At 57.2% G+C, this 25,131-nt stretch carries 20 protein-coding genes; 6 read left to right on the top strand and 14 right to left on the bottom strand.

What is annotated here, in order from left to right; translation table 11 throughout:
* Nucleotides 1-191: 191 nt before the first annotated feature.
* The 8 genes from ACOTZP_RS14330 to aqpZ all read right to left on the bottom strand — a co-directional run bounded on the left by ACOTZP_RS14330 (nucleotide 192) and on the right by aqpZ (nucleotide 10,290).
* The gene (locus ACOTZP_RS14330) at nucleotides 192-1,205 is read right to left on the bottom strand and encodes an NAD-dependent epimerase/dehydratase family protein (protein WP_022647600.1); all 1,014 of its coding nucleotides are present in this window, start codon (nucleotides 1,203-1,205) and stop codon (nucleotides 192-194) included.
* Nucleotides 1,206-1,297: 92 nt separating this feature from the next.
* On the bottom strand, nucleotides 1,298-2,734 hold the full coding sequence (locus ACOTZP_RS14325) for an SDR family oxidoreductase (RefSeq protein WP_045623357.1): 1,437 nt from the start codon (nucleotides 2,732-2,734) through the stop codon (nucleotides 1,298-1,300).
* Between the two features lie 10 nt (nucleotides 2,735-2,744).
* Entirely contained in the window at nucleotides 2,745-3,746 is a 1,002-nt protein-coding gene (gene ltaE, locus ACOTZP_RS14320; protein ID WP_023305791.1) for a low-specificity L-threonine aldolase, read from the bottom strand.
* Nucleotides 3,747-3,784: 38 nt separating this feature from the next.
* Nucleotides 3,785-5,503, bottom strand: a complete 1,719-nt coding sequence (gene poxB / locus ACOTZP_RS14315) for a ubiquinone-dependent pyruvate dehydrogenase (protein ID WP_023305792.1) — start codon at nucleotides 5,501-5,503, stop codon at nucleotides 3,785-3,787.
* A gap of 238 nt (nucleotides 5,504-5,741) precedes the next feature.
* Nucleotides 5,742-6,710: an NADH oxidoreductase gene (gene hcr / locus ACOTZP_RS14310; protein WP_058646183.1), complete on the bottom strand. Its 969-nt coding sequence runs from the start codon at nucleotides 6,708-6,710 to the stop codon at nucleotides 5,742-5,744.
* 10 nt (nucleotides 6,711-6,720) lie between these two features.
* On the bottom strand, nucleotides 6,721-8,373 hold the full coding sequence (gene hcp, locus ACOTZP_RS14305; protein WP_023299708.1) for a hydroxylamine reductase: 1,653 nt from the start codon (nucleotides 8,371-8,373) through the stop codon (nucleotides 6,721-6,723).
* A 144-nt stretch (nucleotides 8,374-8,517) separates the two neighbouring features.
* The gene (locus tag ACOTZP_RS14300; protein WP_271075157.1) at nucleotides 8,518-9,417 is read right to left on the bottom strand and encodes a lysine exporter LysO family protein; all 900 of its coding nucleotides are present in this window, start codon (nucleotides 9,415-9,417) and stop codon (nucleotides 8,518-8,520) included.
* Nucleotides 9,418-9,594: 177 nt separating this feature from the next.
* On the bottom strand, nucleotides 9,595-10,290 hold the full coding sequence (gene aqpZ, locus ACOTZP_RS14295) for an aquaporin Z (protein ID WP_026080729.1): 696 nt from the start codon (nucleotides 10,288-10,290) through the stop codon (nucleotides 9,595-9,597).
* 291 nt (nucleotides 10,291-10,581) lie between these two features.
* On the opposite strand from aqpZ, the gene ACOTZP_RS14290 reads away from it, so the two are divergent.
* Complete coding sequence (locus tag ACOTZP_RS14290; RefSeq protein WP_271075158.1) at nucleotides 10,582-12,240, top strand: ATP-dependent endonuclease; 1,659 nt, start codon at nucleotides 10,582-10,584, stop codon at nucleotides 12,238-12,240.
* Here ACOTZP_RS14290 and ACOTZP_RS14285 read toward each other — a convergent pair.
* Complete coding sequence (locus ACOTZP_RS14285; protein WP_271075159.1) at nucleotides 12,237-13,193, bottom strand: VirK/YbjX family protein; 957 nt, start codon at nucleotides 13,191-13,193, stop codon at nucleotides 12,237-12,239. The two genes, ACOTZP_RS14290 and ACOTZP_RS14285, sit on opposite strands and share 4 nt — an antisense overlap.
* Before the next feature lie 159 nt (nucleotides 13,194-13,352).
* Here ACOTZP_RS14285 and macA point away from each other — a divergent pair, with 159 nt between their 5' ends.
* Both macA and macB read left to right on the top strand, forming a co-directional pair.
* Nucleotides 13,353-14,468: a macrolide transporter subunit MacA gene (gene macA, locus ACOTZP_RS14280; RefSeq protein ID WP_271075160.1), complete on the top strand. Its 1,116-nt coding sequence runs from the start codon at nucleotides 13,353-13,355 to the stop codon at nucleotides 14,466-14,468.
* On the top strand, nucleotides 14,465-16,405 hold the full coding sequence (macB, locus tag ACOTZP_RS14275; protein WP_023305795.1) for a macrolide ABC transporter ATP-binding protein/permease MacB: 1,941 nt from the start codon (nucleotides 14,465-14,467) through the stop codon (nucleotides 16,403-16,405). The genes macA and macB overlap by 4 nt, the downstream gene beginning before the upstream one ends.
* Before the next feature lie 70 nt (nucleotides 16,406-16,475).
* Here the strand turns inward: macB and cspD are convergent, their stop codons facing one another.
* Complete coding sequence (gene cspD, locus ACOTZP_RS14270; RefSeq protein WP_006174390.1) at nucleotides 16,476-16,697, bottom strand: cold shock-like protein CspD; 222 nt, start codon at nucleotides 16,695-16,697, stop codon at nucleotides 16,476-16,478.
* Between the two features lie 267 nt (nucleotides 16,698-16,964).
* Between cspD and clpS the strand changes: the two genes are divergently transcribed.
* The 3 genes from clpS to ACOTZP_RS14255 all read left to right on the top strand — a co-directional run bounded on the left by clpS (nucleotide 16,965) and on the right by ACOTZP_RS14255 (nucleotide 20,294).
* Nucleotides 16,965-17,285 (top strand): ATP-dependent Clp protease adapter ClpS, encoded by a 321-nt coding sequence (gene clpS / locus ACOTZP_RS14265; RefSeq protein WP_006174393.1) that lies wholly within the window; start codon nucleotides 16,965-16,967, stop codon nucleotides 17,283-17,285.
* A 27-nt stretch (nucleotides 17,286-17,312) separates the two neighbouring features.
* A complete protein-coding gene (gene clpA / locus ACOTZP_RS14260; protein WP_022647611.1) occupies nucleotides 17,313-19,592 on the top strand; it encodes an ATP-dependent Clp protease ATP-binding subunit ClpA in 2,280 nt (759 codons plus the stop codon).
* A gap of 252 nt (nucleotides 19,593-19,844) precedes the next feature.
* Entirely contained in the window at nucleotides 19,845-20,294 is a 450-nt protein-coding gene (locus ACOTZP_RS14255; RefSeq protein WP_126503662.1) for a hypothetical protein, read from the top strand.
* Between the two features lie 71 nt (nucleotides 20,295-20,365).
* On the opposite strand, the gene infA is transcribed toward ACOTZP_RS14255, so the two are convergent.
* The 4 genes from infA to cydD form a co-directional block, all read right to left on the bottom strand.
* Nucleotides 20,366-20,584, bottom strand: coding sequence for a translation initiation factor IF-1 (gene infA / locus ACOTZP_RS14250; protein WP_002211347.1), 219 nt, complete (start codon nucleotides 20,582-20,584; stop codon nucleotides 20,366-20,368).
* A gap of 284 nt (nucleotides 20,585-20,868) precedes the next feature.
* Entirely contained in the window at nucleotides 20,869-21,573 is a 705-nt protein-coding gene (aat, locus tag ACOTZP_RS14245) for a leucyl/phenylalanyl-tRNA--protein transferase (protein ID WP_271075161.1), read from the bottom strand.
* 45 nt (nucleotides 21,574-21,618) lie between these two features.
* Nucleotides 21,619-23,340, bottom strand: coding sequence for a heme ABC transporter ATP-binding protein/permease CydC (gene cydC / locus ACOTZP_RS14240; protein WP_023299714.1), 1,722 nt, complete (start codon nucleotides 23,338-23,340; stop codon nucleotides 21,619-21,621).
* Nucleotides 23,340-25,106, bottom strand: coding sequence for a heme ABC transporter permease/ATP-binding protein CydD (gene cydD, locus ACOTZP_RS14235; protein WP_058676867.1), 1,767 nt, complete (start codon nucleotides 25,104-25,106; stop codon nucleotides 23,340-23,342). Before cydD ends, cydC begins: the two co-directional genes overlap by 1 nt.
* Nucleotides 25,107-25,131: the final 25 nt, after the last annotated feature.

Raw genomic sequence — 25,131 nt, 5'->3', positions numbered from 1 at the left:
TTTACAGCCGGACCAGGGCATCGCTGACAGCCCTCAGTCATTTAGAAAGCAACTTTATTGCTTCTGCATAAAAAAATTACTGGGGATCCCTCAGCCCTGTGGGAGAGAGCCGGGGTGAGGGCATCAGTCCGCACTCTCTGTTTTTTGCCGGGTGGCGCTGCGCTTACCCGGCCTACATGAGGCTGGAACGCTTACCGGTGTAACTTCCCGTGATCCCGTAACCACGCCGCCGTACGCACTATCCCTTCATCGAGCGAGATAATCGGTTTATACCCCAGCTCGTTCTCCGCCCGAGAAATATCCAGCGTAAAATCAAAGTTGAGCTTCGACACACCGTAATGCGTCAGCGCAGGCTCTTTCGCCGATTTACTGCCAAAGCGCTCCATGCTGCGGGCAATCATGTCCAGCATCGGGTAGGGAACGGAACGGATCCGGCAGTCGATTTTTAACTCATCAATCAGCCTTTGCACAATGCTGCGCAGGGTACAGGGTTCGCCGTTGGTAATGTTATAGGCGCGGCCCGACACCAGCTTATCGCACTCCGGCTGGCTCGCCAGCCACATGGCGTGAACGGCATTTTCGTAATAGGTCATGTCTACCAGCGCATCGCCGCCGCGCGGTAACAGCACGCTGCCGTAATGGTGCATCATCTGGGCCAGTCGCGGGATAAAGACTTTGTCGTGCGGCCCAAACAGGCTCTGTGGTCGCAGCACGGTAAAGCGGGTGTGCGGATTTGACTGGGCCAGCAGGTCGATCACCTCTTCGCCAGCCGCTTTACTGCGGGCAAATTCACAGGCAAAGCGCGCAGGGCGGAAATCTTCCTGAATATCACGATGATGGTGATAATCAAAATAGAGCGACGGGGAAGAGATATGAATAAAGTTACGCACGCCCCAGGCGACGGCCCATTCGCCCAGACGGCGCGTGGCGCGCACGTTGGCGAGATCGAAGGCTTCCTGGGTACCCCACGGGGAGGTAAAACTGGAGCAGTGCCACAGCGTATCGATACCGGCGAGCATCACCTTGGCCTGAGAGGAGACCAGCTCCGTCAGGTCGGCATGGACAAACTCAGCGCCCATTTTTTGCAAGAGCTTGCCCATCGCCTCGTTGCGACCGGTGGCCCTCACGCTGATGCCTTTGTTGCGCAGAAATTCGACCGCATTTCGGCCTAAGCCGCTGGTCGCCCCGGTAACCAGTACCTTCATAACAATCCACTGTGTTGAAAAGAATTTCGTGCGCATTCTTTCGTGAATTACGATGTGTTGCAATGGGAAAGGTGAAAGAAAAAGGGTTTTATTTAATTACTTTCCCGCTTTTCTTCTGCCAGTTGCGCAATCCGTTTCGCCATTCCGCGGAAGATAAACAGGTGTGCCGGGATCATCAGCAGCCAGTAGAACAGCCCGGGCATTCCGTGCGGGTGCCACCACGCCCGAACGTCCAGCTCGCGGTGATCGCCTTTGTCTTTAAGGGTGAAGCAGAGCCGCCCCAGCCCCGGTGCCTTCATGCCAAACAGCAGCGCCAGCTGTTTTTCCGGCTCAACGATGATCACCTTCCAGCTGTCGACCGTATCGCCCACGTTCAGATACGGGGCGGCAGGACGGCCTTTTGCCAGCCGGTGACCCACCAGCAGATCCAGCGCGCCGCGCGTTTGCCAGAGGATATTGCCGAAGAAATACCGCTCTTTGCCGCCGATCTGGTTCACAACGTCCCACAGCGCTGAGAGGCTGGCAGTGGTTTTTACCGTACAGCCCGCCTGTTTTGGGTAATAGCCGTACTCGGGCCGCCAGCGGGCAAACGCCTGCGCGTCGTAGCCCCAGTCACTGGAGTTCACCAGCTTCTCTTCTTCTTTCAGCGTATTGCGTACGGCATCGTCGAAGGGGATCAATTCCTGAGGGATCAAGGCACGCAGTTCACGATCGTCCGCCAGCAGATCGTGTTTCAGTCCCTGTATAAGCGCTTTGGCAGTCGTCGGCGGCACGGAGGTGATCACATTCAAAAACCACACCGAAATCCAGCGGGTCGGGAAGGGGACGGGCACCAGCCAGCGGCGGCGGCCACTCACCCGCATAAAATGTTCGAACTGCGCCTGATAGCTCAACACTTCCGGGCCAGCCGCCTCCAGCACACGATGCGCCGCCGCCGGATGATCCAGCAATGCCACCAGATAGTGGAGTAAATTCTCCAGCGCAATGGGCGTGGTGCGCGAGCGTACCCAGCGCGGCGGTGTCAGCACAGGCAGGTTGTAGACCATATCGCGCATCACTTCGAACGCGGCGGAACCCGCGCCGACGATGATCCCTGCCCGCAGTTCGGTGACGGGGATACGGGCGCTTCGCAATGTCTCTGCCGTCAGTTGCCGGGCGCGCAGATGGTCTGACTGCTCGTTCTCAGGCGCCTGAAGCGAGCTTAGAAAGATCACCTGCTTTACCGGCGTTTGCAGCAGCGTATCACGTACGTTCATCGCCACCTGACGCTCGTGGGCGATAAAATCGCCGCCTTCGCCCATGCTGTGAACAAGGTAGTAAAGCGTATCGACCCCTTCCAGCAGCGCAGGAAGCGCTTTCGGCCAGTTAAGGTCAACGTTGTGACACGTCACGCCAGGCAAATGTAGCTTTTGCAGGCGTTCCGTGTTGCGTGCCACTGCCAGCACCTGGTGCCCCTGCTGGCTTAACGCAGTGGTCAGATGCTGACCGATATACCCGCTGGCACCAAGCACCAGAATACGTTGCGGCACGGTATGCTCCTTAACGCTGTAAAAACGCCTGCCAGTGTTTCACCACCTCGGTCAACTGCTCGCGGTTAACGTCAAGATGCATCACCAGTCGCACGACCGGGGAGGCGTTGATCAGCACGCCTCGGGCTTTCATAAATTCGCCCAGCGCGGCAGCATGCTCATTGCCGACGCGGACAAACAGCATGTTGGTGTCATGACGCATGACATCAGCGCCGATTTCATGCAGTTGCGCTGCCATCCACGCCGCATTGTCGTGATCGTCTTTCAGGCGTGACACGTTATTTTTCAGGGCGTACAGTCCGGCAGCCGCCAGAATACCCGCCTGACGCATCCCGCCGCCGGTCATTTTGCGCCAGCGGTTGGCGCGTCTGATGTAGTCCGCGCTGCCAACCAGCAGGGAACCTACCGGCGTGCCCAGCCCTTTAGAGAGGCAAATGGTGAACGAGTCGCAATATTGGGTGATCTCTTTCAGCTCGCAGCCGTACTCCACCACGGCGTTGAAGATACGTGCGCCGTCAACGTGCAGGCCGAGCTTGCGCTCGCGGGTAAAATCCCATGCCGCTTTCAGGTATTCGCGCGGCAGAACTTTACCGTTATGGGTGTTTTCGAGGCTCAGCAGTTTAGTGCGGGCGAAGTGAATATCATCGGCTTTGATTTTTGCCGCGACTTTGTCCAGCGGCAGCGTACCGTCCGGCGCGGCATCGATCGGCTGCGGCTGAATGCTGCCAAGCACCGCCGCGCCGCCAGCTTCGTACAGGTAGTTATGCGCCCCCTGGCCGACGATATACTCTTCGCCGCGCTCGCAGTGGCTCAGCAGCGCCACCAGGTTAGCCTGCGTGCCGGTGGGCAGGAACAGGGCAGCCTCTTTACCGCTCAGCTCGGCCGCATAGCGCTGGAGTTCGTTGACCGTCGGGTCATCGCCGTAGACGTCGTCCCCGACCGGGGCGGCCATCATCTCTTCGAGCATGGCGCGGCCCGGACGGGTAACGGTATCACTACGTAAATCAATCATTTCACATCCCTTTCATTTAAGAGGTCTTGTGAAATGTTTTACCTGAGCCAGTTGGTTTTTGCCAGTTCGATCACTTCGTCACCGCGCCCGCTGATGATGGCGCGCAGCATGTAGAGGCTAAAACCTTTAGCCTGTTCCAGCTTGATTTGAGGCGGGATTGCCAGCTCTTCTTTGGCGACCACCACATCCACCAGCACCGGGCCGTCGATGGCGAAGGCACGTTGCAGGGCTTCGTCCACCTCTGAGGCTTTCTCCACCCGAATACCGGTGATACCGCAGGCTTCGGCGATGCGGGCGAAGTTGGTGTCGTGCAGCTCGGTGCCATCCGTGAGGTAGCCTCCGGCCTTCATCTCCATCGCCACAAAGCCCAGCACGCTGTTGTTAAAGACCACGATTTTCAGCGGAAGCTTCATCTGCGCCACCGACAGGAAATCCCCCATCAGCATACTGAACCCGCCGTCGCCGCACATCGCCACCACCTGCCGTTCCGGTGCCGTCGCTTTTGCGCCCAGCGCCTGCGGCATGGCGTTGGCCATTGAGCCATGGTTGAACGACCCAAGCAGGCGTCGTTTGCCGTTCATTTTCAGATAGCGCGCGGCCCAGACGGTGGGCGTACCCACGTCGCAGGTGAAGATGGCATCGTCGTCGGCGAAGTGGCTGATCTGCTGCGCCAGATACTGCGGGTGGATCGCTTTTTCGCTCGGTTTGGCGAGATCGTCCAGCCCCTTACGCGCATCGCGATAGTCGCTCAGGGCTTTATCGAGGAATTTGCGGTCCGTTTTTTCTTCCAGCAGCGGCAGGAGGGCGGCGAGGGTGGATTTAATATCGCCGATAAGCGCCATATCCACCTTGCTGTGCGCGCCGATGCTACCGGGATTAATGTCGATCTGGATAATTTTGGCATCCGTCGGGTAGAACGCGCGGTACGGGAACTGGGTGCCGAGCAGGATCAGCGTATCGGCGTTCATCATGGTATGGAAGCCGCTGGAAAAACCGATCAGCCCGGTCATGCCCACATCGTACGGGTTATCGTATTCAACGTGCTCTTTGCCGCGCAGGGCGTGCACAACTGGCGCCTTCAGCTTAGCGGCAAATTCCACCAGCTCTTTATGCGCGCCAGCACAGCCGCTGCCGCACATCAGGGCGATATTGCTGGAGTATCGCAGCAGCTGCGCCAGCTTTTTAAGTTCTTCATCCGCAGGGGTAATGGTTGGCTGTGGCGCAGAGTACCAGTGGGTGGTGGCGGTTTCAGGTGCAGCCTTCAGCGCCACGTCCCCCGGCAGCACAACCACCGAAACCCCGCGATTCAGGATCGCCTTACGCATGGCTATCGCCAGCACCTGTGGGATCTGCTCCGGCGACGAGACCAGCTCGCAGTAGTGGCTGCATTCACGGAACAGCTCCTGAGGATGCGTCTCCTGAAAATAGCCGCTGCCGATTTCGGATGACGGAATATGTGCGGCAATCGCCAGCACCGGAACATGGTTGCGGTGACAGTCGAAAAGACCGTTGATAAGGTGCAGGTTTCCCGGTCCGCAGGAACCTGCACAGACGGCGAGTTCGCCCGTGAGCTGCGCTTCGGCACCCGCGGCAAAGGCGGCGACCTCTTCATGGCGGGTGGGCATCCATTCAATGGTCTTCATCTTGTTGAGGCTGTCGCTGAGTCCGTTCAGCGAATCGCCGGTGACGCCCCAGATACGCTTTACGCCAGCCTGCTCCAGGGTTTTCGCTATGTATGCAGCCACGGTTTGTTTCATGGTGGTCCTTCTCCTTTATGTGATATCGCTTACAAGCTTAGAAGAAAGTCACTGTATTGGCTGCCTGGTATTCCATACGCACAGGCAGTAGGCACAACGTAAGCCGGGTAAACGCAGTGTCACCCGGCAAAAAGCCCGGTGGCGCTAACGCTTACCGGGCCTACGAAGAGCCAACATGTACAAAGTAGGCCGGGTAAACGCAGTGCCACCCGGCAACAAATGGGGGCACTGCGCCAGATTATGCCAGCACCAGGTCCCCCTGCGGATGGCATGAACACGCCAACACGTAACCCTCTGCAATTTCCGCATCGGTCAGCGTCATGGTGCTGGTGACGGTGTATTCACCGGAAACCACCTTCGTCTTACAGCAGCCGCACACACCCGCGCGACAGGCTGCCGCTACCGGCACGTTATTGCTTTCGAGCGCTTCAAGCAGCGTGGTGCCCACGCGACCAAAGAAGGTCTGCGCCGGTTGCAGCTTCGTGAACTTCATCCCGCTGGTCGCCGCTGCCGCTACAGGCGTGAAGAACTGCTCTTTAAAGAAGCGGGTCACGCCGAGCGCGTTCACTTCTTTCTCCACGATCTCCATGTACGGCGCCGGGCCGCAGGTCATCACGGTACGATCCGCAATGTCCGGCACGCTTTGCAACATTTCGCGGCTCAGACGCCCCGCGACAAAACCGTGCGTCGCGTTGTGCTCAGCCACCAGGGTCACCGGATAATTTCGCCATTCCTCGGCAAAAATCACATCTTCCGGGGAACGCACGCTAAAGATCACCTGCACGTCGGCCTGAGGACGGTATTTCGCCAGCCAGCGGCGCATCGACATAATCGGCGTTACGCCACAGCCTGCCGCCAGAAGCAGGAATTTGTCTTCCTTCTTGTCGTCACAGGTGAACTCGCCCTGCGCGTCAGACAGCCAGATGTAATCCCCGCGCTTCACGTCACGGGTCAGCCACCGGGAGCCTGCGCCGTCATCAATACGACGGACGGTGAGCGTTATGTATTCGCTCACGCCCGGCGTGGAGGAGATCGTGTAGGCGCGCAGGGTATCCGCCGAATTACGCACACTCACTAGCGCATACTGACCTGCGCGGTACGGGTAGTAGTCATGGCACAGCAGCGACAGTGTCCACACATCCGGCGTCTCCTGTTGGATGTGATGAACCTGCATCCGCCACGGACATTGTGAGGTTGGCATGGTCATGAGTTACTCCTTACGCGCTCAGCAGTTGCTTCATATCATCTTCAACGTTGGTCACGGAACGCAGACCAAATTTCTCGTTCAGGATGGCCAGCAGGTCCGGCGTCAGGAAGCCTGGCGCGGTCGGCCCGGTGACGATGTTGGTCACGCCGAGAGAGAGCAGGGTCAACAGAATAACGATCGCTTTCTGCTCGAACCAGGAGAGCACCAGCGACAGCGGCAGATCGTTCACGCCGCAGCCCAGTTTCTCTGCCAGCGTGACCGCCAGAATGATGGCTGAATACGCATCGTTACACTGACCAGCATCCACCAGGCGTGGCAGACCTTCGATGTTGCCGAAGTCCAGCTTGTTGAAACGGTATTTACCGCAGGCCAGGGTCAGGATCAGACAGTCTTCCGGAACGCGGGTGGCGAAATCGGTGAAATAGTTACGTTCCCCGCGCGCGCCGTCACAGCCGCCGATCAGGAAGATGTGACGCAGTTTTTCACGGCTGACGAGGTCAATCAGGGAATCCGCCGCACCCAGCAGGGTCTCACGGCCAAAACCGACGGTGATGAGGTGCGGAATTTCGCTGTACGGGAAGCCTGCCATCTGCTGCGCCTGCGCGATAACCGGACCGAAATCATCGCCTTCAAGGTGACTCACGCCCGGCCAGCCGACGATGCTGCGGGTCCAGATACGGTCGTCATACGCGCCCACGGTAGGGTCGATGATGCAGTTAGAGGTCATGACGATTGGGCCAGGGAAGCGGGCGAACTCCACCTGCTGGTTCTGCCAGCCGCTGCCGTAGTTACCGATCAGATGCTTAAATTTACGCAGTTCCGGGTAGCCGTGCGCGGGCAACATTTCGCCGTGGGTATAGACGTTAACGCCGGTGCCTTCGGTCTGCTTCAGCAGGTTGTAGAGATCTTTCAGGTCGTGGCCGGAGATCAGGATGCATTTACCTTCGGTCGCTTTGACGTTGACCTGCGTCGGCGTTGGGTGGCCGTAGGTGCTGGTTTCACCGGCATCCAGAATGCTCATCACTTTGAAGTTCATCTGGCCGATTTCCATCGAGCATTCCAGCAGGGCGTTCATGTCGGAAGGCCAGGTGCCCAGCCATGCCATGATTTTGTGGTACTGGGCATAAATGTCGTTGTCGTACTGGCCGAGTACGTGCGCGTGCTCCATATACGCCGCAGCACCTTTCAGACCGTACAGGCACAGCAGGCGCAGGCCGAGGATGTTCTCGCCAATCGCCGCTTTGTCTTTATTGGGAGTAAATTCGGCGGCCTGACGCTGTAGCTCGCCCAGGTCGTCGCTCACCAGCTGTAGTTCCGCCATCGGGTTGTCCACGCGGGCGCTGGCGTCGGCATTCAGGCATTGCGCTTTCAGGGCTTCACGCAGGGCAATCGCTTCGCGGGCATAGCCCACAATGCGTGGCGAATCGAAGTTAACGTTAGTCAGCGTGGAGAAAAATGCGCGCGGCGCAAAGCTGTCGACATAGTGATCGACAAGGCCATATTCACGGGCCTTGAAGGCCCAGGCGGATAAGCCTTGCAGCGCCGCAATCAGCAGGTCCTGGAGATCGGACGTTTCTGCGGTTTTGCCGCACATACCCTGCGCGTAAGAGCAGCCGTTGCCTGCCGGGGTACGGATGGTTTGTTCACATTGCACACAAAACATAATCACACCTGTTAAAGTTATATTTGAGATACATGTTTAAGGTTATGCCTGTGCCACAACGGAGAAAAGTGCTTTCTTATACTAAGTGGAGGGTTATTGATTTAGCGCAATTTTGGCGGCAGGTTCACTACCGCCAAAGCAGTATCAGGCTGAGAAGAACGCCATCAGAATGGGGACCAGCAGGCTCAGAATAAAGCCGTGTACAATAGCGGCAGGGACCATCTCAAGCCCTCCCGAGCGCTGTAACACCGGCAGGGTAAAGTCCATTGAGGTGGCTCCGCACAGGCCCAGCGCGGTAGAGCGGCTGCGGCGTACCAGGCCGGGGATCAGCATGATGGCTATCAGTTCGCGCGCCAGATCGTTAAAGAAGGCGGCGCTGCCGATCACCGGACCAAACGATTCGGTCAGCAGAATACCGGAGAGCGAATACCAGCCAAAACCGGATGCCATCGCCAGGCTGGTTTTCAGCGGAAGATCGAGAATAAAGGCGTTAATCACTCCCCCCGCCATTGAGCTGGCCACAACGATAATGGCAACCATCATGCCCCGGCGGTTAAGGACAATCTGCTTCAGCGTCATGCCATTATTTCGCAACTGAATACCGATCAGCAAGAGCAGGAAAATCAGCGTATATTCGCTGGCTTCCGTAGCGTGCTGTAAAAAAGCCCATCCGGTTAGCCCCAGTAAAAAACCGAGCACCACCACGCCGCACAGCTTTAATGATTCCAGCGCCATCGCAATTCGGGAGGGAAGCTTTTCCTGATGGTGGTGATTTTTCCAGGGAATAGTGCGTTCCAGCCAGAACAGCGCGGCAATATTGCACAGCAGAATAACCACTACCGTAACCGCAGAATAATGCAGGATGGAAAGCAAGTTCGTCGCCAGATTATCCAGGAAGGCCAGGCTGATCCCCATAAAGAACAGAATGACGTAAACAATCCAGCTGAGAAAACGATTAATAAGCTTTAAGGCCGATTCATGACGCAGCGGAATAAGATAGCCCACAATCAGGGGCAGAAGAATGATGAGGAGTCCTGAGAACATGAACAGCCGGTCCTTTTGAGTATCATTTAAGCGCCAGAGACACTACCCAATAAAGGCTGTACAGTAAAGCGGCAAAAGAAAGCCGGGTGGCGGCTGCGCCTTACCCGGCCTACAAAGTGCACACTCACGTAGGTCGGGTAAGCTTTAGCGCCACCCGACATTACAGGCCGCACTTAATTAATCGCGTTTTTCCAGCAGGGTGCGATACAGCACGCCGCCCAGAATACCGCCAATAATTGGCATCACCCAGAACAGCCACAGCTGTTCAAGCGCCCAGCCGCCCTGGAAAATAGCCACCGCGGTGCTACGTGCCGGGTTAACGGAGGTATTGGTCACCGGGATGGAGATCAGGTGGATAAGCGTCAGCGCCAGACCAATAGCAATGGGGGCAAAGCCCGCAGGCGCGTATTTGTCCGTTGCGCCGTGGATCACCAACAGGAAACCTGCGGTGAGCACAATTTCAATCACGATAGCAGACAGCATTGAGTAGCCGCCTGGAGAGTGTTCGCCGAAGCCGTTTGACGCAAATCCGCTGGCCGCGGCGTCAAACCCGGCTTTTCCGCTGGCAATGACGTACAACACCGCCGCGGCAATAATACCGCCAATAACCTGGGCAATAATATAGCCAATAATATCTTTCGCCGGGAAACGTCCGCCCGCCCATAAACCTAACGTGACGGCCGGGTTGAAATGACCGCCGGAAATATGCCCCACGGCGAATGCCATGGTTAATACGGTTAAACCGAATGCCAGCGCGACGCCGACAAATCCAATACCTAATTCCGGAAATGCGGCTGCCAGTACTGCGCTACCGCAGCCACCAAACACCAGCCAGAATGTACCAAAGCATTCTGCCGCTAATTTTCTGAACATAACCACCTCAATAATAAACGTCCGCGCCCATTCCTGCGCGCGGGTTATATCGCCATAAAGGGATGACGACTCAAAGAGCCAGTATTTTGAAACCATCAACATCCCTTCGCCACTCAAATAAATTCACTAAATTTGATTTAAGGCAATGTGATGTCAATCCTTGTTCAGAACGGAGGTAATTAGAGCATAGCCCAATAATTAAGGGGGCGTATATTCTGCTGTCGTGACCTACAGCCTGCCGCTATACTGCTGATAACTTGAAGGAAAAAGTGGCCGAAATGCGGGGGATGTATGCTACTCGAACGTGTGGAGATTGTCGGGTTTCGCGGGATTAACCGCCTGTCGCTGCAACTGGAACAGAACAACGTCCTGATAGGCGAAAACGCCTGGGGTAAATCCAGCCTGCTGGATGCCCTGACGCTGCTGCTTTCGCCCGAAGAGAACTTGTACCACTTCGTCCATGATGACTTCTGGTTTCCGCCGGGGGATGTCAACGGGCGCGAGAAACACCTGCATATCATTCTGACCTTCCGCGAATCCGAGCCCGGTCGCCATCGCGTGCGTCGTTTTCGCCCTATGTCGCCCTGCTGGGTGCCCTGTGAAGATGGGTTCCAGCGTATTTTCTATCGCCTTGAGGGCGAAATGGCGCAAAACGACGGGGTATTAACCCTGCGTGAATTTCTTGATGAGAAGGGGAATCCGATCCCGCTCGATAATATTGACGAGCTTGCCCGCCATCTGATCCGCCTCTCCCCCGTGTTGCGCTTACGAGACGCGCGCTTTATGCGGCGGATCCGTAACGGCACCGTGCCGAATATGCCTGAGGTGGAGGTGACCGCCCGCGGGCTGGATTTCCTCGCCCGTGAACTGGTCTCTCGGCCGCAGAACCTCACCGACGGCCAGATCCGTCAGGGACTGTCTGCCATGGTCCAACTGCTGGAGCACTACTTCTCCGAGCAGGGAACCGGGCAGGCGCGCCACCGCCTGATGCGCCGCCGCTCGCACGACGAGCAACGAAGCTGGCGCTATCTCGATATTATCAACCGCATGATCGACCGCCCCAGCGGGCGCACGCATCGGGTGATCCTGCTGGGATTATTCTCCACGCTTTTACAGGCGAAAGGGACGGTGCGCCTGGATCGGGACGCGCGCCCTCTGCTGCTGGTAGAAGATCCGGAAACGCGGCTGCACCCGATTATGCTTTCCGTGGCGTGGCATCTTCTTAATCTGCTGCCGTTGCAGCGTGTCACCACCACGAATTCCGGCGAGCTGCTCTCCCTGACGCCGGTGGAGTATGTCTGCCGCCTGGTGCGTGAATCCTCGCGGGTCACCGCCTACCGGCTCGGGCCCGGCGGGTTAAATGCCGAAGATGGCCGACGCATTGCGTTTCATATCCGTTTTAACCGTGCCTCTTCCCTGTTTGCCCGCTGCTGGTTGCTGGTGGAAGGGGAAACCGAAACCTGGGTGATAAACGAGCTGGCTCGCCAGTGCGGACACCACTTTGATGCCGAAGGGATCAAAGTGATCGAATTTGCTCAGTCTGGCTTAAAGCCGCTGATCAAATTTGCGCGCCGGATGGGGATAGAGTGGCACGTGCTGGTGGATGGCGATGAGGCGGGTAAAAAATATGCGGCGACCGTGCGCAGCCTGCTCAATAACGATCGTGAAGAGGAGCGGGAACATCTGACCACGCTGCCCGCGATGGACATGGAGCACTTTATGTACCGCCAGGGATTTGACGACGTCTTTCACCGCGTGGCGATGATCCCGGTGGATGTGCCCATGAATATGCGTCGGGTGATCGCCAAAGCTATCCATCGGTCGTCAAAACCGGATTTGGCCATTGAAGTCGCGACGGAAGCGGGCAGGCGGGGCGTGGAGTCGGTGCCCACGCTGCTGCGTAAAATGTTCTCCCGCGTCCTCTGGCTGGCACGCGGGAGAGCCGATTAACGGGCAGTCGCCTGCGATACCTGTTGGAGCAGGCTATCAAGCAGGATATAGCGGCGGCGGTACTCGGACCGTTTTTTACTCGCAATCTCTTCCATCGGTTTGCGTGGCATGGTCAGTGGCAGGGCAAAGTTGCCGTTCTCCTGCTGCTGTCCGCCAAGGGAGCGCCAGAAGCTGTCATAGTCAGCCAGCAATTTTCCCTCTTTTTTCTTGCGATAGCGCCAGCTGCGGTAGATGTGGGTGGCGTTACTCACCGCGAGGATCTGCTCGACGGGGAAGGCGCCTGCCAGCGTCATGACCGCTTCAACCAGCAGACGTTTTGGGAACAGTCCGTGACAGGCTTTGGTCGCCAGCTGAATGTGCTCGTGCGGGACATGCGCTTTCGCCCCCTGCATTCCGCCGATGAAGAGCATTGACTTGCCCTGGTGTTTGCACAGCGTAAAGGTCAGCTCGGCCAGCACCGTGTTCTGGTGGTCGCAAAAAGTGAGGGTCGCTTCCCCTTCTTTGTCCAGAAACGCATCCGCGCTCAGGCGAACGCTAAACTGCTGCTCCTCTTTGCCCGTTAACGTCACCAGCGTGATGCCCTGGCTGGAAAGGTAGCCGTTCAGCAGTGACGCCGGAAGATGGCGGCTCATCATCTGATAGTGATTGTCCAATGCGTCCAGCGTATTCTGACGGCCCATATTGACGGTCAGCCACGGTCGGTGCAGGCGGCACGGCAGGCCGGGCTGCACGCGCAGGATCTGCATCAGACGGGGCTGTTTTGCAAGGTTTCCGAGCAGGCGCGCAGTGGTGAACGGCGTTGCCAGCGAGCGCAACATAAACTTACGTCGATAGGCCGGATTTTGCCACGCCAGCCCCGGCGTGAGGGAACCCGATGCCAGGCTTTTAAACAGTTGCCAGCCCGATTTAGGCTGGGACAGCGTTGAATAAGGTGTATCGACGATGGAAGACATGTTAGATCCTGCTTCTGGTGGAATTTCGCTATTTCAGCAGGCGCTTTATCAACATCGGGTAAACAATTCCCGACGATTACGGGGATCGGGGGTTTCGTTGAGGAGTGGTTTAGATAAAATCAACGGTGATGATAGCCAGAACAATTATTTGGAATATTTATGAACCTGAAGGGAAAACGCAGAAAGCTGTTTCTGCTGCTGGCGGTAGTGGTGTTAGCAGGCGGATTCTGGTTATGGAAGGTACTGAACGCGCCGGTACCCCAGTATCAAACGCTGATTGTTCGTCCGGGCGAGCTGCAACAAAACGTGCTGGCGACGGGGAAGCTGGATGCCCTGCGTAAGGTTGACGTGGGCGCGCAGGTCAGCGGTCAGCTTAAAACCCTGTCGGTTGAGATTGGCGATAAGGTTAAAAAAGGCCAGTTGCTGGGCGTGATCGATCCTGAGCAGGCGCAAAACCAGATCCGCGAGGTGGAAGCGACGCTGATGGAGTTGCGCGCGCAGCGCGCTCAGGCTCAGGCGGAGCGTAATCTCGCTCAGGTCACCCTGTCGCGCCAGCAGGCGCTGGCGAAAACGCAGGCCATCTCGAAACAGGATTTGGACACAGCCGCCACGGAGCTGGCGGTGAAGCAGGCGCAGATTGGCACCATCGATGCGCAAATCAAGCGGAATCAGGCCTCGCTGGATACGGCGAAAACCAACCTCGATTACACGCAAATCGTTGCGCCAATGGCCGGGGAAGTGACGCAGATAACCACCCTGCAAGGCCAGACGGTCATCGCCGCGCAGCAGGCGCCGAACATCCTGACCCTGGTGGATATGAGCACCATGCTGGTGAAAGCCCAGGTATCTGAAGCGGACGTCATTCACCTTAAGCCGGGGCAGAAAGCCTGGTTTACGGTGCTGGGCGATCCGCAAACCCGCTATGAAGGGGTGCTGAAAGATATCCTGCCGACGCCGGAGAAGGTCAACGACGCCATCTTCTACTATGCGCGTTTTGAGGTGCCTAACCCGCAGGGCGTGCTGCGTCTGGACATGACCGCTCAGGTGCATATCCAGCTGACCGGCGTGAAAAACGTGCTGACGGTTCCGCTCTCCGCGCTGGGCGAATCCGCCGGGGACAATCGCTACAAGGTGAAAGTGCTGCGCAACGGTGAAACCCGCGAGCGGGAAGTGGTGATTGGCGCACGTAACGACACCGACGTGGTGGTGGTAAAAGGGCTGGAAGAGGGTGAGGAAGTGGTCACCAGCGAAAGCCTGCCTGGAGCCGCGCAATGACGGCGCTGCTTGAGCTGAATGACATTCGTCGCAGCTATCCGTCCGGCGACGGGCCGGTGGAGGTGCTGAAAGGCATCTCCCTGCGCGTTGAAGCCGGTGAAATGGTGGCGATTGTCGGGGCATCGGGCTCGGGTAAATCAACGCTGATGAACATTCTCGGCTGTCTGGATAAGCCTACCAGCGGCACCTATCGCGTGGCCGGGACGGATGTTTCCACCCTGGACGGCGACGCGCTGGCGAAGCTCCGTCGCGAGCATTTTGGCTTTATCTTCCAGCGTTACCATCTGCTTTCACACCTGAGCGCGGCGCAGAATGTGGAAGTGCCAGCGGTGTATGCGGGCGTCGAGCGCAAAAAACGCCTCGAACGCGCGAAGGCGCTGTTAACGCGTCTTGGGCTGGCGGAGCGTGTTGATTATCAGCCTTCGCAGCTTTCCGGCGGTCAGCAGCAACGCGTGAGTATTGCCCGCGCGCTGATGAACGGTGGGCAGGTGATCCTCGCCGATGAGCCAACCGGTGCGCTCGACAGCCATTCCGGTGAAGAGGTGATGGCGATCCTGCATCAGCTTCGCGATCAGGGGCATACGGTGATTATCGTCACCCACGATCCGCAGGTGGCAGCGCAGGCGGAACGCATTATCGAGATCCACGACGGCGAGCTGGTCAGCAATCCGCCGCCACGTCAGTCCAGAGCGGCGGCGGCGAAAGAGGCGCTGCCGGCCGCAACTGGCTGGGGCCAGTTTTCCAGCGGTTTCCGCGAGGCGCTGACCATGGCCTGGCTGGCGATGGCGGCCAACAAAATGCGCACTCTGCTGACCATGCTTGGCATCATTATTGGTATTGCCTCAGTGGTGTCGATTGTGGTGGTGGGCGATGCGGCGAAACAGCTGGTGCTGGCAGATATTCGCGCCATCGGGACTAACACCATCGACGTTTACCCCGGCAAAGATTTTGGCGACGACGAGCCGCAGTATCAGCAGGCGCTGAAGTATGACGATCTGGCGGCTATTCAGAAGCAGCCGTGGGTGAACTCCGCCACGCCTGCCGTCTCGCAAAACCTGCGTCTGCGCTATGGCAACATCGACGTGGCGGCCAGCGCTAACGGCGTCAGCGGAGATTACTTCAACGTCTACGGCATGACCTTCAGCGAAGGGGCGACCTTCAACGCTGAACAGCTGGCGGGCAGGGCGCAGGTGGTGGTGTTAGACGCTAACTCCCGCAGGCAGCTGTTCCCGAATAAGACCAATGTGGTGGGGGAAGTGATCCTCGTAGGCAACATGCCAGCGACGGTGATCGGCGTGGCGGAAGAGAAGCAGTCGATGTTCGGCAGCAGTAAAATCCTGCGCGTCTGGCTGCCGTACACCACCATTTCCGGGCGCATCATGGGGCAGTCCTGGCTTAACTCTATTACCGTTCGAGTGAAGGAGGGCTACGACAGCGGGCTGGCGGAACAGCAGCTGGAGCGGCTGTTAACCCTGCGCCACGGGAAAAAGGATTTCTTCACCTGGAATATGGATGGCCTCTTGAAAACGGCGGAAAAGACCACACGTACTCTTCAGCTGTTCCTGACGCTGGTGGCGGTGATTTCGCTGGTCGTCGGCGGGATAGGGGTGATGAACATTATGCTGGTGTCGGTGACCGAACGTACGCGGGAGATCGGCATCCGCATGGCGGTCGGAGCCAGAGCCAGCGACGTGCTGCAGCAATTTTTGATTGAAGCGGTGCTGGTGTGTCTGGTGGGCGGTGCGATGGGGATTGCGCTCTCGATGATGATCGCCTTTGCGCTCCAGCTCTTCTTACCGGGCTGGGAGATTGGCTTCTCGCCGATGGCGATCCTGACGGCGTTTTTATGTTCCACCTTCACCGGTATTCTGTTCGGCTGGCTACCGGCGCGAAACGCGGCGCGGCTGGATCCGGTGGATGCGCTGGCGCGCGAATAACCCGAAAATAAAAATGCCAGCCGATCGGGCTGGCATTTTGCCTGCAGGGTGTACACAATGAATCAGAGAGCTATGCAACCGCTTCTGCTTCAACGGGGACGATCAGACTGGCATGATTGCCTTTTGGCCCCTGGTGTACATCGAACCGGACGGACTGCCCGGCTTTGAGCGTCCTGTAACCATCCATCTGAATGGTGGAATAGTGAGCGAAGATATCCTCGCCGCCGCCTTCGGGGCAAATGAAGCCAAACCCCTTGGCGTTGTTGAACCACTTAACAGTACCCATTTCCATGCTTCGACATCCTTCGTAAATCTTATAAATTAAGATGGAATGAACCGGTGGTGGAGTGGGGGCTGTTCAAAACCTCGCCAACTCACGCTTGTACAATTTAGAGAAACGGAAGAAGCCGTCAAGCGTTTGGCGCTGGAGTTGGGACAATAATCAACCAAAATTTGAGGCAGTTAACGCTATTGCAACAGTTTGTGACAGACATCGCGGATGACAGTAATAGATGATTGTTATCTAACATCTGAGGTAGATTCAAAGTGGTTATGCATAATGGGTAAGACCAACGATTGGCTGGATTTTGACCAGCTGGCGGAAGATAAAGTGCGCGACGCGCTAAAACCGCCATCTATGTATAAAGTTATGTTAATGAACGATGATTACACGCCGATGGAATTTGTTATTGACGTGCTACAAAAGTTCTTTTCTTATGATGTTGAACGTGCAACGCAACTGATGCTTACCGTTCATTATCGTGGCAAAGCGATCTGCGGCATCTTTACTGCCGAAGTAGCGGAAACCAAAGTAGCGATGGTGAACGACTATGCAAGGGAGAACGAGCATCCGTTGCTGTGTACGCTGGAAAAGGCCTGATAAGGCATAAAATTGGGGGAGGTGCCTATGCTCAATCAAGAACTGGAACTCAGTTTAAACATGGCTTTCGCCAGAGCGCGTGAGCACCGACATGAGTTTATGACCGTCGAGCATTTGCTGCTCGCACTGCTTAGCAACCCATCTGCCCGCGAAGCGCTGGAAGCCTGCTCCGTGGATCTGGTGGCGCTACGTCAGGAACTCGAAGCCTTCATCGAACAAACCACACCGGTGCTGCCAGCCAGTGAAGAAGAGCGCGACACACAGCCGACGCTCAGCTTCCAGCGCGTGCTGCAGCGCGCGGTTTTCCACGTCCAGTCTTCCGGACGTAGCGAAGTGACGGGCGCCAATGTGCTGGTCGCCATCTTCAGTGAGCAGGAGTCCCAGGCGGCCTACCTGCTGCGTAAACACGAAGTCAGCCGGCTCGACGTGGTCAACTTCATCTCTCACGGAACGCGAAAAGACGAGCCTAACCAGGCATCGGATCCCAGCGGACAGATCAACAGCAATGAAGAGCAAGCAGGCGGGGAGGATCGTATGGAAAACTTCACCACCAACCTTAACCAGCTTGCTCGCGTTGGCGGTATCGACCCGCTGATTGGCCGCGACAAAGAGCTGGAGCGTGCCATCCAGGTGCTGTGCCGTCGCCGTAAGAATAACCCGCTGCTGGTGGGGGAATCTGGCGTGGGTAAAACCGCGATTGCCGAAGGTCTGGCCTGGCGCATTGTGCAGGGTGACGTGCCGGAAGTGATTGCCGACTGCACCATCTACTCGCTGGATATCGGCTCGCTGCTGGCGGGCACCAAATACCGCGGTGATTTTGAAAAACGTTTCAAAGCGCTGTTAAAACAGCTGGAGCAGGACACCAACAGCATCCTGTTTATCGATGAGATCCACACCATCATCGGCGCAGGCGCGGCTTCCGGTGGTCAGGTAGATGCCGCCAACCTGATCAAACCGCTGCTCTCCAGCGGCAAGATCCGCGTGATGGGCTCTACGACGTACCAGGAGTTCAGCAACATCTTTGAGAAGGATCGTGCGCTGGCGCGTCGTTTCCAGAAAATCGACGTAACCGAGCCGTCGGTTGACGAAACGGTGCAGATCATCAACGGCCTGAAAACCAAGTACGAAGCGCACCATGACGTGCGTTACACCGCGAAAGCGGTGCGTGCGGCGGTGGAGCTGGCGGTGAAATACATCAACGATCGTCATCTGCCGGATAAAGCGATCGACGTGATTGATGAAGCGGGTGCGCGTGCGCGCCTGATGCCAGCGAGCAAGCGTAAGAAAACCGTGAACGTAGCGGATATCGAGTCCGTGGTGGCCCGTATCGCACGTATCCCTGAGAAGAGCGTCTCTCAGAGCGACCGTGATACGCTGCGCACCCTCGGCAATCGCCTGAAAATGCTGGTCTTTGGTCAGGATAAAGCCATTGAGGCCTTAACCGAAGCGATTAAGATGGCCCGTGCTGGCCTGGGGCATGACCACAAGCCTGTCGGTTCCTTCCTGTTCGCCGGCCCGACCGGTGTGGGTAAAACCGAGGTAACGGTGCAGCTCTCCAAAGCGCTGGGCATTGAGCTGTTGCGCTTTGATATGTCCGAGTATATGGAGCGTCACACCGTCAGCCGTTTGATTGGTGCGCCTCCGGGCTACGTGGGCTTTGACCAGGGCGGCCTGCTCACCGACGCGGTGATCAAGCATCCGCACGCGGTACTGCTTCTTGATGAAATTGAGAAAGCGCACCCGGACGTGTTCAACATCCTGTTGCAGGTGATGGACAACGGGACGCTGACCGATAACAACGGGCGCAAGGCCGATTTCCGCAACGTGGTGCTGGTGATGACCACCAACGCCGGGGTGCGTGAAACCGAGCGCAAATCCATCGGCCTGATCCATCAGGATAACAGCACCGATGCGATGGAGGAGATCAAGAAGATCTTCACGCCGGAGTTCCGTAACCGTCTGGACAACATTATCTGGTTCGATCACCTGTCTACCGAGGTGATCCATCAGGTGGTGGATAAGTTCATCGTCGAGCTGCAGGTTCAGCTGGATCAGAAAGGCGTGTCGCTGGAAGTGAGCCAGGAGGCCCGCAACTGGCTGGCTGAGAAAGGCTACGACCGTGCGATGGGTGCCCGTCCGATGGCGCGCGTGATTCAGGACAACCTGAAGAAACCGCTGGCGAACGAACTGCTGTTTGGATCGCTGGTTGACGGCGGCCAGGTGACCGTGGCGCTGGATCAGGCGAAGAACGAACTGACGTACGATTTCCAGAGTGCGGCGAAGCACAAGCCGGAAGCGGCTCACTGAGTTGAAAGGTAAAAGCAAAACGGCAACTTCGGTTGCCGTTTTTTTGTTTGCTCCCTCTCCCAGTGGGAGAGGGCTGGGGTGAGGGCATCAGGCCGCAGAGGAATTTTGCGAGGCGCTTTCCAGATTCTTTCGAAGTCAGTTGCTGGATAAATCTACAGTAATAAAATGGTGTCGCACCTGCAAAATCGGGTGCCGGGATTGGCGTCCTGAAAGTGTGTGCACAGACAATCTTGCGTGCATAAAGGATTACATATGACTAATATTAATAGCTTCGCCCAGCTCTACACCGAACTCTCCCTCAACCCCGATCTCCCAACCCTGGCCGAGCGCTGCAAGCTGCTCACCGAAATCCTTCTCGACTGCAAATCTCTCCCACAAACGCAGCCCGTTTGCCGCTGTCTCGGAGCTTATCTGGAAGAGGTAAAATCCGGCCTCACAGAATCCATGCGTGATTTTCAGGTGGTGGAATTTGAGGACGAAGCGGAACAGCCGCGACAAACGGAGTGGTTGCTGGAAGATACAGAAACGAAATGTGACTACTGCCGGGCGTTAAACCACGTGCTGCTGGTTTCGCATTTTGACCGCGATATGTTGCCGCACCTGACGGGACTGTTGCATGACATTACCCACGCGATAGCTGAAGATTTAATCGTACCCATGAACCCGTGCATGACAATACATCTGCCGACACAGCCACACTAAGGCCATAAATAAAAAAGGCCGGGATTGTCCCGACCTTTTAAATATTCATCTGCCATTACAGGCGAAAACAATTAGCGACTACGGAAGACAATGCGGCCTTTGCTCAGGTCGTACGGGGTCAGTTCAACAGTCACTTTGTCGCCCGTCAAAATGCGGATATAGTTTTTGCGCATTTTACCGGAGATGTGCGCAGTTACCACGTGACCGTTTTCCAGTTCTACGCGAAACATGGTATTAGGCAACGTATCAAGTACGGTACCCTGCATTTCAATATTGTCTTCTTTGGCCATCTAATCCTCTGGGGTATCACTACCAAGTTTTGAACCGGCAAGATAATGCCGAAATTCATCAATTAAGTAAAGAATTGCGCGTTTAAAACGCAGCAAAACAATTTCAGCGTATTGCCCAAGCGTCACGGTACAACCGAACGGAAAGCGCATTCGTAAAGGGGATACGACAGGATAAACGTCAGGACGTTATCTGAAGCGAGGGTCCCAAACGGCGGCGGGGCAACAGGCAGAAGCTACTCTGCGGCGTAATTATAACACCCTCATAAAAAATATGCGGAAAACATTTAGGCATTGGGCATAAAGAGCATTCTGGGAACCCAAAAATCGCGCGGAAGAGTCTCCAGTCGGCACTGTTCAAGGTGTTCGATATAGAGTCGGCGGGAAATTTCAACCGCGCCGAGCGAGGCGGTGTGCTCATTCAGCACCTGACAATCCAACAGTTGTCCGCCGCGTTGGGCAAATTCCTGGCTAAAAACCAGCAGCGCGGTTTTCGACGCATTCGTGGCGCGGGAGAACATCGACTCGCCGCAGAACAGCGTGCCCTGCGCCACCCCGTACATCCCCCCAACGAGGTTATCCTCTTTCCATACTTCGATGGAGTGCGCGTAGCCCAGCTCATGAAGCTGGTGGTAGGCGATAATGATATCGCGGGTTATCCAGGTGCCTTCATGGCGATCTTCAGCGCAGCCTTCGATTACCTGCCCGAAGGCGTGATTGAGCGTGACGCGATAGGGCGAATTTGCGTGAAAACGTTTCATGCTGCGGCTCAGGTGAAACTGCCCGGGCCACAGCACGGCTCGCGGGTTCGGAGACCACCATAAAATCGGGTCGCCGGGAGAAAACCACGGGAAGATGCCGCGCTGGTAAGCCATTAAGAGACGCGCCGGGCTGAGATCGCCGCCCAAAGCCAGCAATCCGTTAGGTTCACGCAGCGCCCCCTCCGGAGAAGGGAACGCAATATTATGGCGAGAAAGCTGCACCAGGCGCATGACAACAGAACTCCAGTACGCGAGAGAGGACGCTACAAATATAGTCTACAGGCGCTGTTTAAACTGGTAGTAGCGACCCTGTTTTGCCAGCAGCTCTGCGTGATTACCTTGCTCAATTATGTGTCCGTTGTCCATCACAATTATTCGATCGAAATTCACCAGCCCGCGCAGGCGGTGAGTGACCATCAGCACGGTTTTGCCTTTCATCACCTTTGTCAGTAAATCAAGAATTTGACTCTCGGTTGTCGCATCCAGACCTTCTGTCGGTTCATCCAGCAACATCAGCGGCGCATCGTGCAGCAAGGCGCGCGCGATGGCCAGACGACGCAGTTCGCCGCCGGAAAGCTGTCGGCCCCCTTCACCCAGCCAGCTGTTCAACCCGTCGTCCTCAAGCAGCTTGTGCAGCCCAACCTGTTCCAGCATCGCCCGCAGCGTATCGTCAGAGGCGTCCGGTGCCGCCAGAAGAAGATTATCGCGCAGCGTAGCGCTGAACAGGTGCACACGCTGGGGCACGACGCTGACGGTTTTACGCAAGGCCGCTTCGCTAAAATCAGACAGCGGAAGGTCGTTAAACCGAATCTCGCCCTGCTGCGGGTCCCAGGCGCGCGTGAGGAGTTGCAGAAGCGTCGATTTGCCACATCCCGTACGGCCAAGGATCGCAATGCGCTGCCCGGCATCAACAGAAAGGCTGATGTCTTCCAGCGCGTTTTGCGCCTGCTTGTCGTAGGCGAAGGTGACGTTGCTGAGCGTCAGCGCGACCTGCTCCGGCACAGCGGTTTGACCCGCGCTGAACTTCACTTCCGGCTCCTGCTCTGCAATATCCGTAATGCGCAGCGCAGAGGCAATCACCTGGCCGAGATGCTGAAAGGCGCCGGTGACCGGGGCTAAGGCTTCGAAGGCTGCCAGGGCACAGAAAACAAACAGCGCAATCAGCGGGCCAGGCTGCGGGTTACCGCCCACGCCACCGGAGGCCATCCAGAGCATGGCGATAACGGCAAACCCACCGATTAACATCATCAGCGCCTGAGAAAACGCGGTCAGTTCAGACTGGCGACGCTGGGCTTCATGCCAGTTCAGTTCCGTATTTTCCATACGGGTGCGGTAGCGCTTGCTGGCACCAAAAATGGTGAGCTCGGCCTGACCCTGCAACCAGGAGGTGAGCTGCTGGCGGTATTCCCCGCGCAGACGCGTCAGGTTTTCCCCGGTGGTTTTACCTGCACGATAAAACAGGGGCGGCAGAATGATCAGCGTCATCAGCATGATGCCGCCGAGCGTCAGTGCGATGGGAACATCCAGGAAACTCAACCCCAGCGTGACCACGACAATCACCACAAACGCGCCCACCATGGGCGAGATGACGCGCAGATAGAGGTGATCCAGCGTATCCACATCCGCAACTACGCGGTTGAGTAATTCGCCCTGCCGAAAACGTGCCAGCCCGGCAGGGGAGAGGGGCAGCAATTTGCTGAACGTATAAATACGCAGGTGTTGCAGCACGCGGAAGGTCGCGTCGTGGCTGACCAGGCGTTCGAAGTAGCGCCCGGCAGTTCGCGTAATCGCCGTGCCGCGCACCCCGGCGGCAGGCAGCATGTAGTTAAAGCTGTATAGCCCGGCAAAGCCTGCGGCCGCAGACGCGGAGAGGAACCAGCCAGAAAGCGTAAGCAGGCCAATGCTGGCGAGCAGAGTGATAATCGCCAGTACGATCCCGAGCGTCAGCATCCATTTGTGGCGTTTATACAAAGCAAGATAGGGAAGCAGGGCGCGCATCAGATATCCTCCTGACGGTTCGCCAGCAGGGTCGCAAAGGGCCCCTGCGCGGCAACAAGCGCGGCGTAATCGCCTTGCTCAACAATGTGTCCGTTTTCCATCACCCAGATCTGATCCCAGTCGGCAATACCTTCCAGCTGGTGGGTCACCATCAGGGTAGTTTGCTGGCGTGAGGCTGCGTTAAGCGCATCCATCACGCGCTGCTCGCTGTGAGCGTCCAGGCTGGCGGCGGGTTCGTCCAGCAGCATTAACGAACAGGGGTTCAGCAGCGCACGGGCAACCGCGACGCGCTGTGCCTGGCCCACTGACAGCCCGGCAGACTGATCGCCAATGAGGGTATCGACACCCTGCGCAAGCAGCGGCAAAAACTCGCTGACCCAGGCGCGGTCGAGGACCGATTGCAGCTCATCGTCACGTGCATCCGGCCTTGCCAGCAGCACATTCTCGCGCAGCGTCGGGGCAGGCAGCTGAGGGTTTTGACCCACCCAGCTTAGCTGTTTACGCCAGGCATCAGGATCGAGCTCGCGCAGCTCCGTTTTGTTGATACGCAGCGATCCGGTGTACGCCATAAAACCTGACAGCGCATTCAACAATGAGCTTTTACCTGAACCGCTGGTGCCCACCAGCACCACACGTTGCCCGGCGGGCAGGGTAAAGTTCAGCGGACCTGCCAGCACTTTGCCTTCAGGCGACAGAACAGAAAAATCCTGTGCTTCAATGGTCACCGGATCGTTCGTATTCAGCGTCACTTCACCACGCTCAGGATGCGCCAGCGGCGTTTCCATGAAGGTTTTCAGGCTGTCGGCAGCGCCAACCGCCTGCGCTTTAGCATGGTAAAAGGTGCCGAGATCGCGAAGCGGCTGGAAAAATTCCGGGGCCAGGATCAGCGCCAGGAACCCGGCGGAAAGCGTGACCGCCGTACCGTAGTGGCCAAAGTCCAGCGCGCCGAGGTAGGAGAAGCCAAAGTAAACCGCCACCAGCGCAATCGACAGGGAGGTGAAGAACTCGAGCACGCCGGAAGAAAGGAAGGCCATGCGCAACACTTCCATGGTGCGCTGACGAAAATCCTGCGACGCCAGGCGAATGTTTTCGGTCTCCGCTTCACCGCGACCAAAGATACGCAGGGTTTCCATACCGCGCAGACGGTCCAGGAAATGGCCGCTTAACCGGCCCAGCGCCAGGAAGTTGCGACGGTTGGCATCTGCCGCGCCCATGCCGACCATCGCCATAAACAGCGGGATGAGCGGGGCGGTCCCCATCAGGATCAGAGCCGCTACCCAGTTAACAGGGAAGATGGCGATAACAATCATCAGAGGCACAAACACTGCCAGCGCCATCTGTGGAAGATAACGCGCATAGTAATCGTGCATATCGTCGATTTGCTCAAGGATCAGCGTCGCCCAGCTACCGGCCGGTTTGCCCTGGATCCACGCAGGCCCGGCTTCCGAAAGCCGGTCGAGCACTTTGCGGCGGATCTCATAGCGGATGTGCTGGCCGGCATGGAACCCAACCCGTTCTCGCAGCCAGACCACCCACGCACGCAGGACGAAAACCAGCACCAGAACGATAAACGGCAGCAGCAGCGCTTCGCGCGGGATGCTCTCCATGATCATATGATTGAGAATGCGGGCCAGCAGCCATGCCTGGGCAACAATCAACAGACCGCTGATAAATCCCAGAACGCGGGAAATCATAAGCCAGCGGCGGGACAGAACGCTTTGCTGTTTCAGCCAGCGCGTTAACTCTTGTTGACGGGTTTTTTCCATTGCGTACTTTGCAGGTGACGTTATA

It is taken from the genome of Enterobacter cloacae complex sp. SYL001 (assembly GCF_049237025.1).
Taxonomy (GTDB): domain Bacteria; phylum Pseudomonadota; class Gammaproteobacteria; order Enterobacterales; family Enterobacteriaceae; genus Enterobacter; species Enterobacter intestinihominis.
Note: the sequence above shows the minus strand (reverse complement) of the source record. Positions and strands in the feature narration are given on the sequence as shown.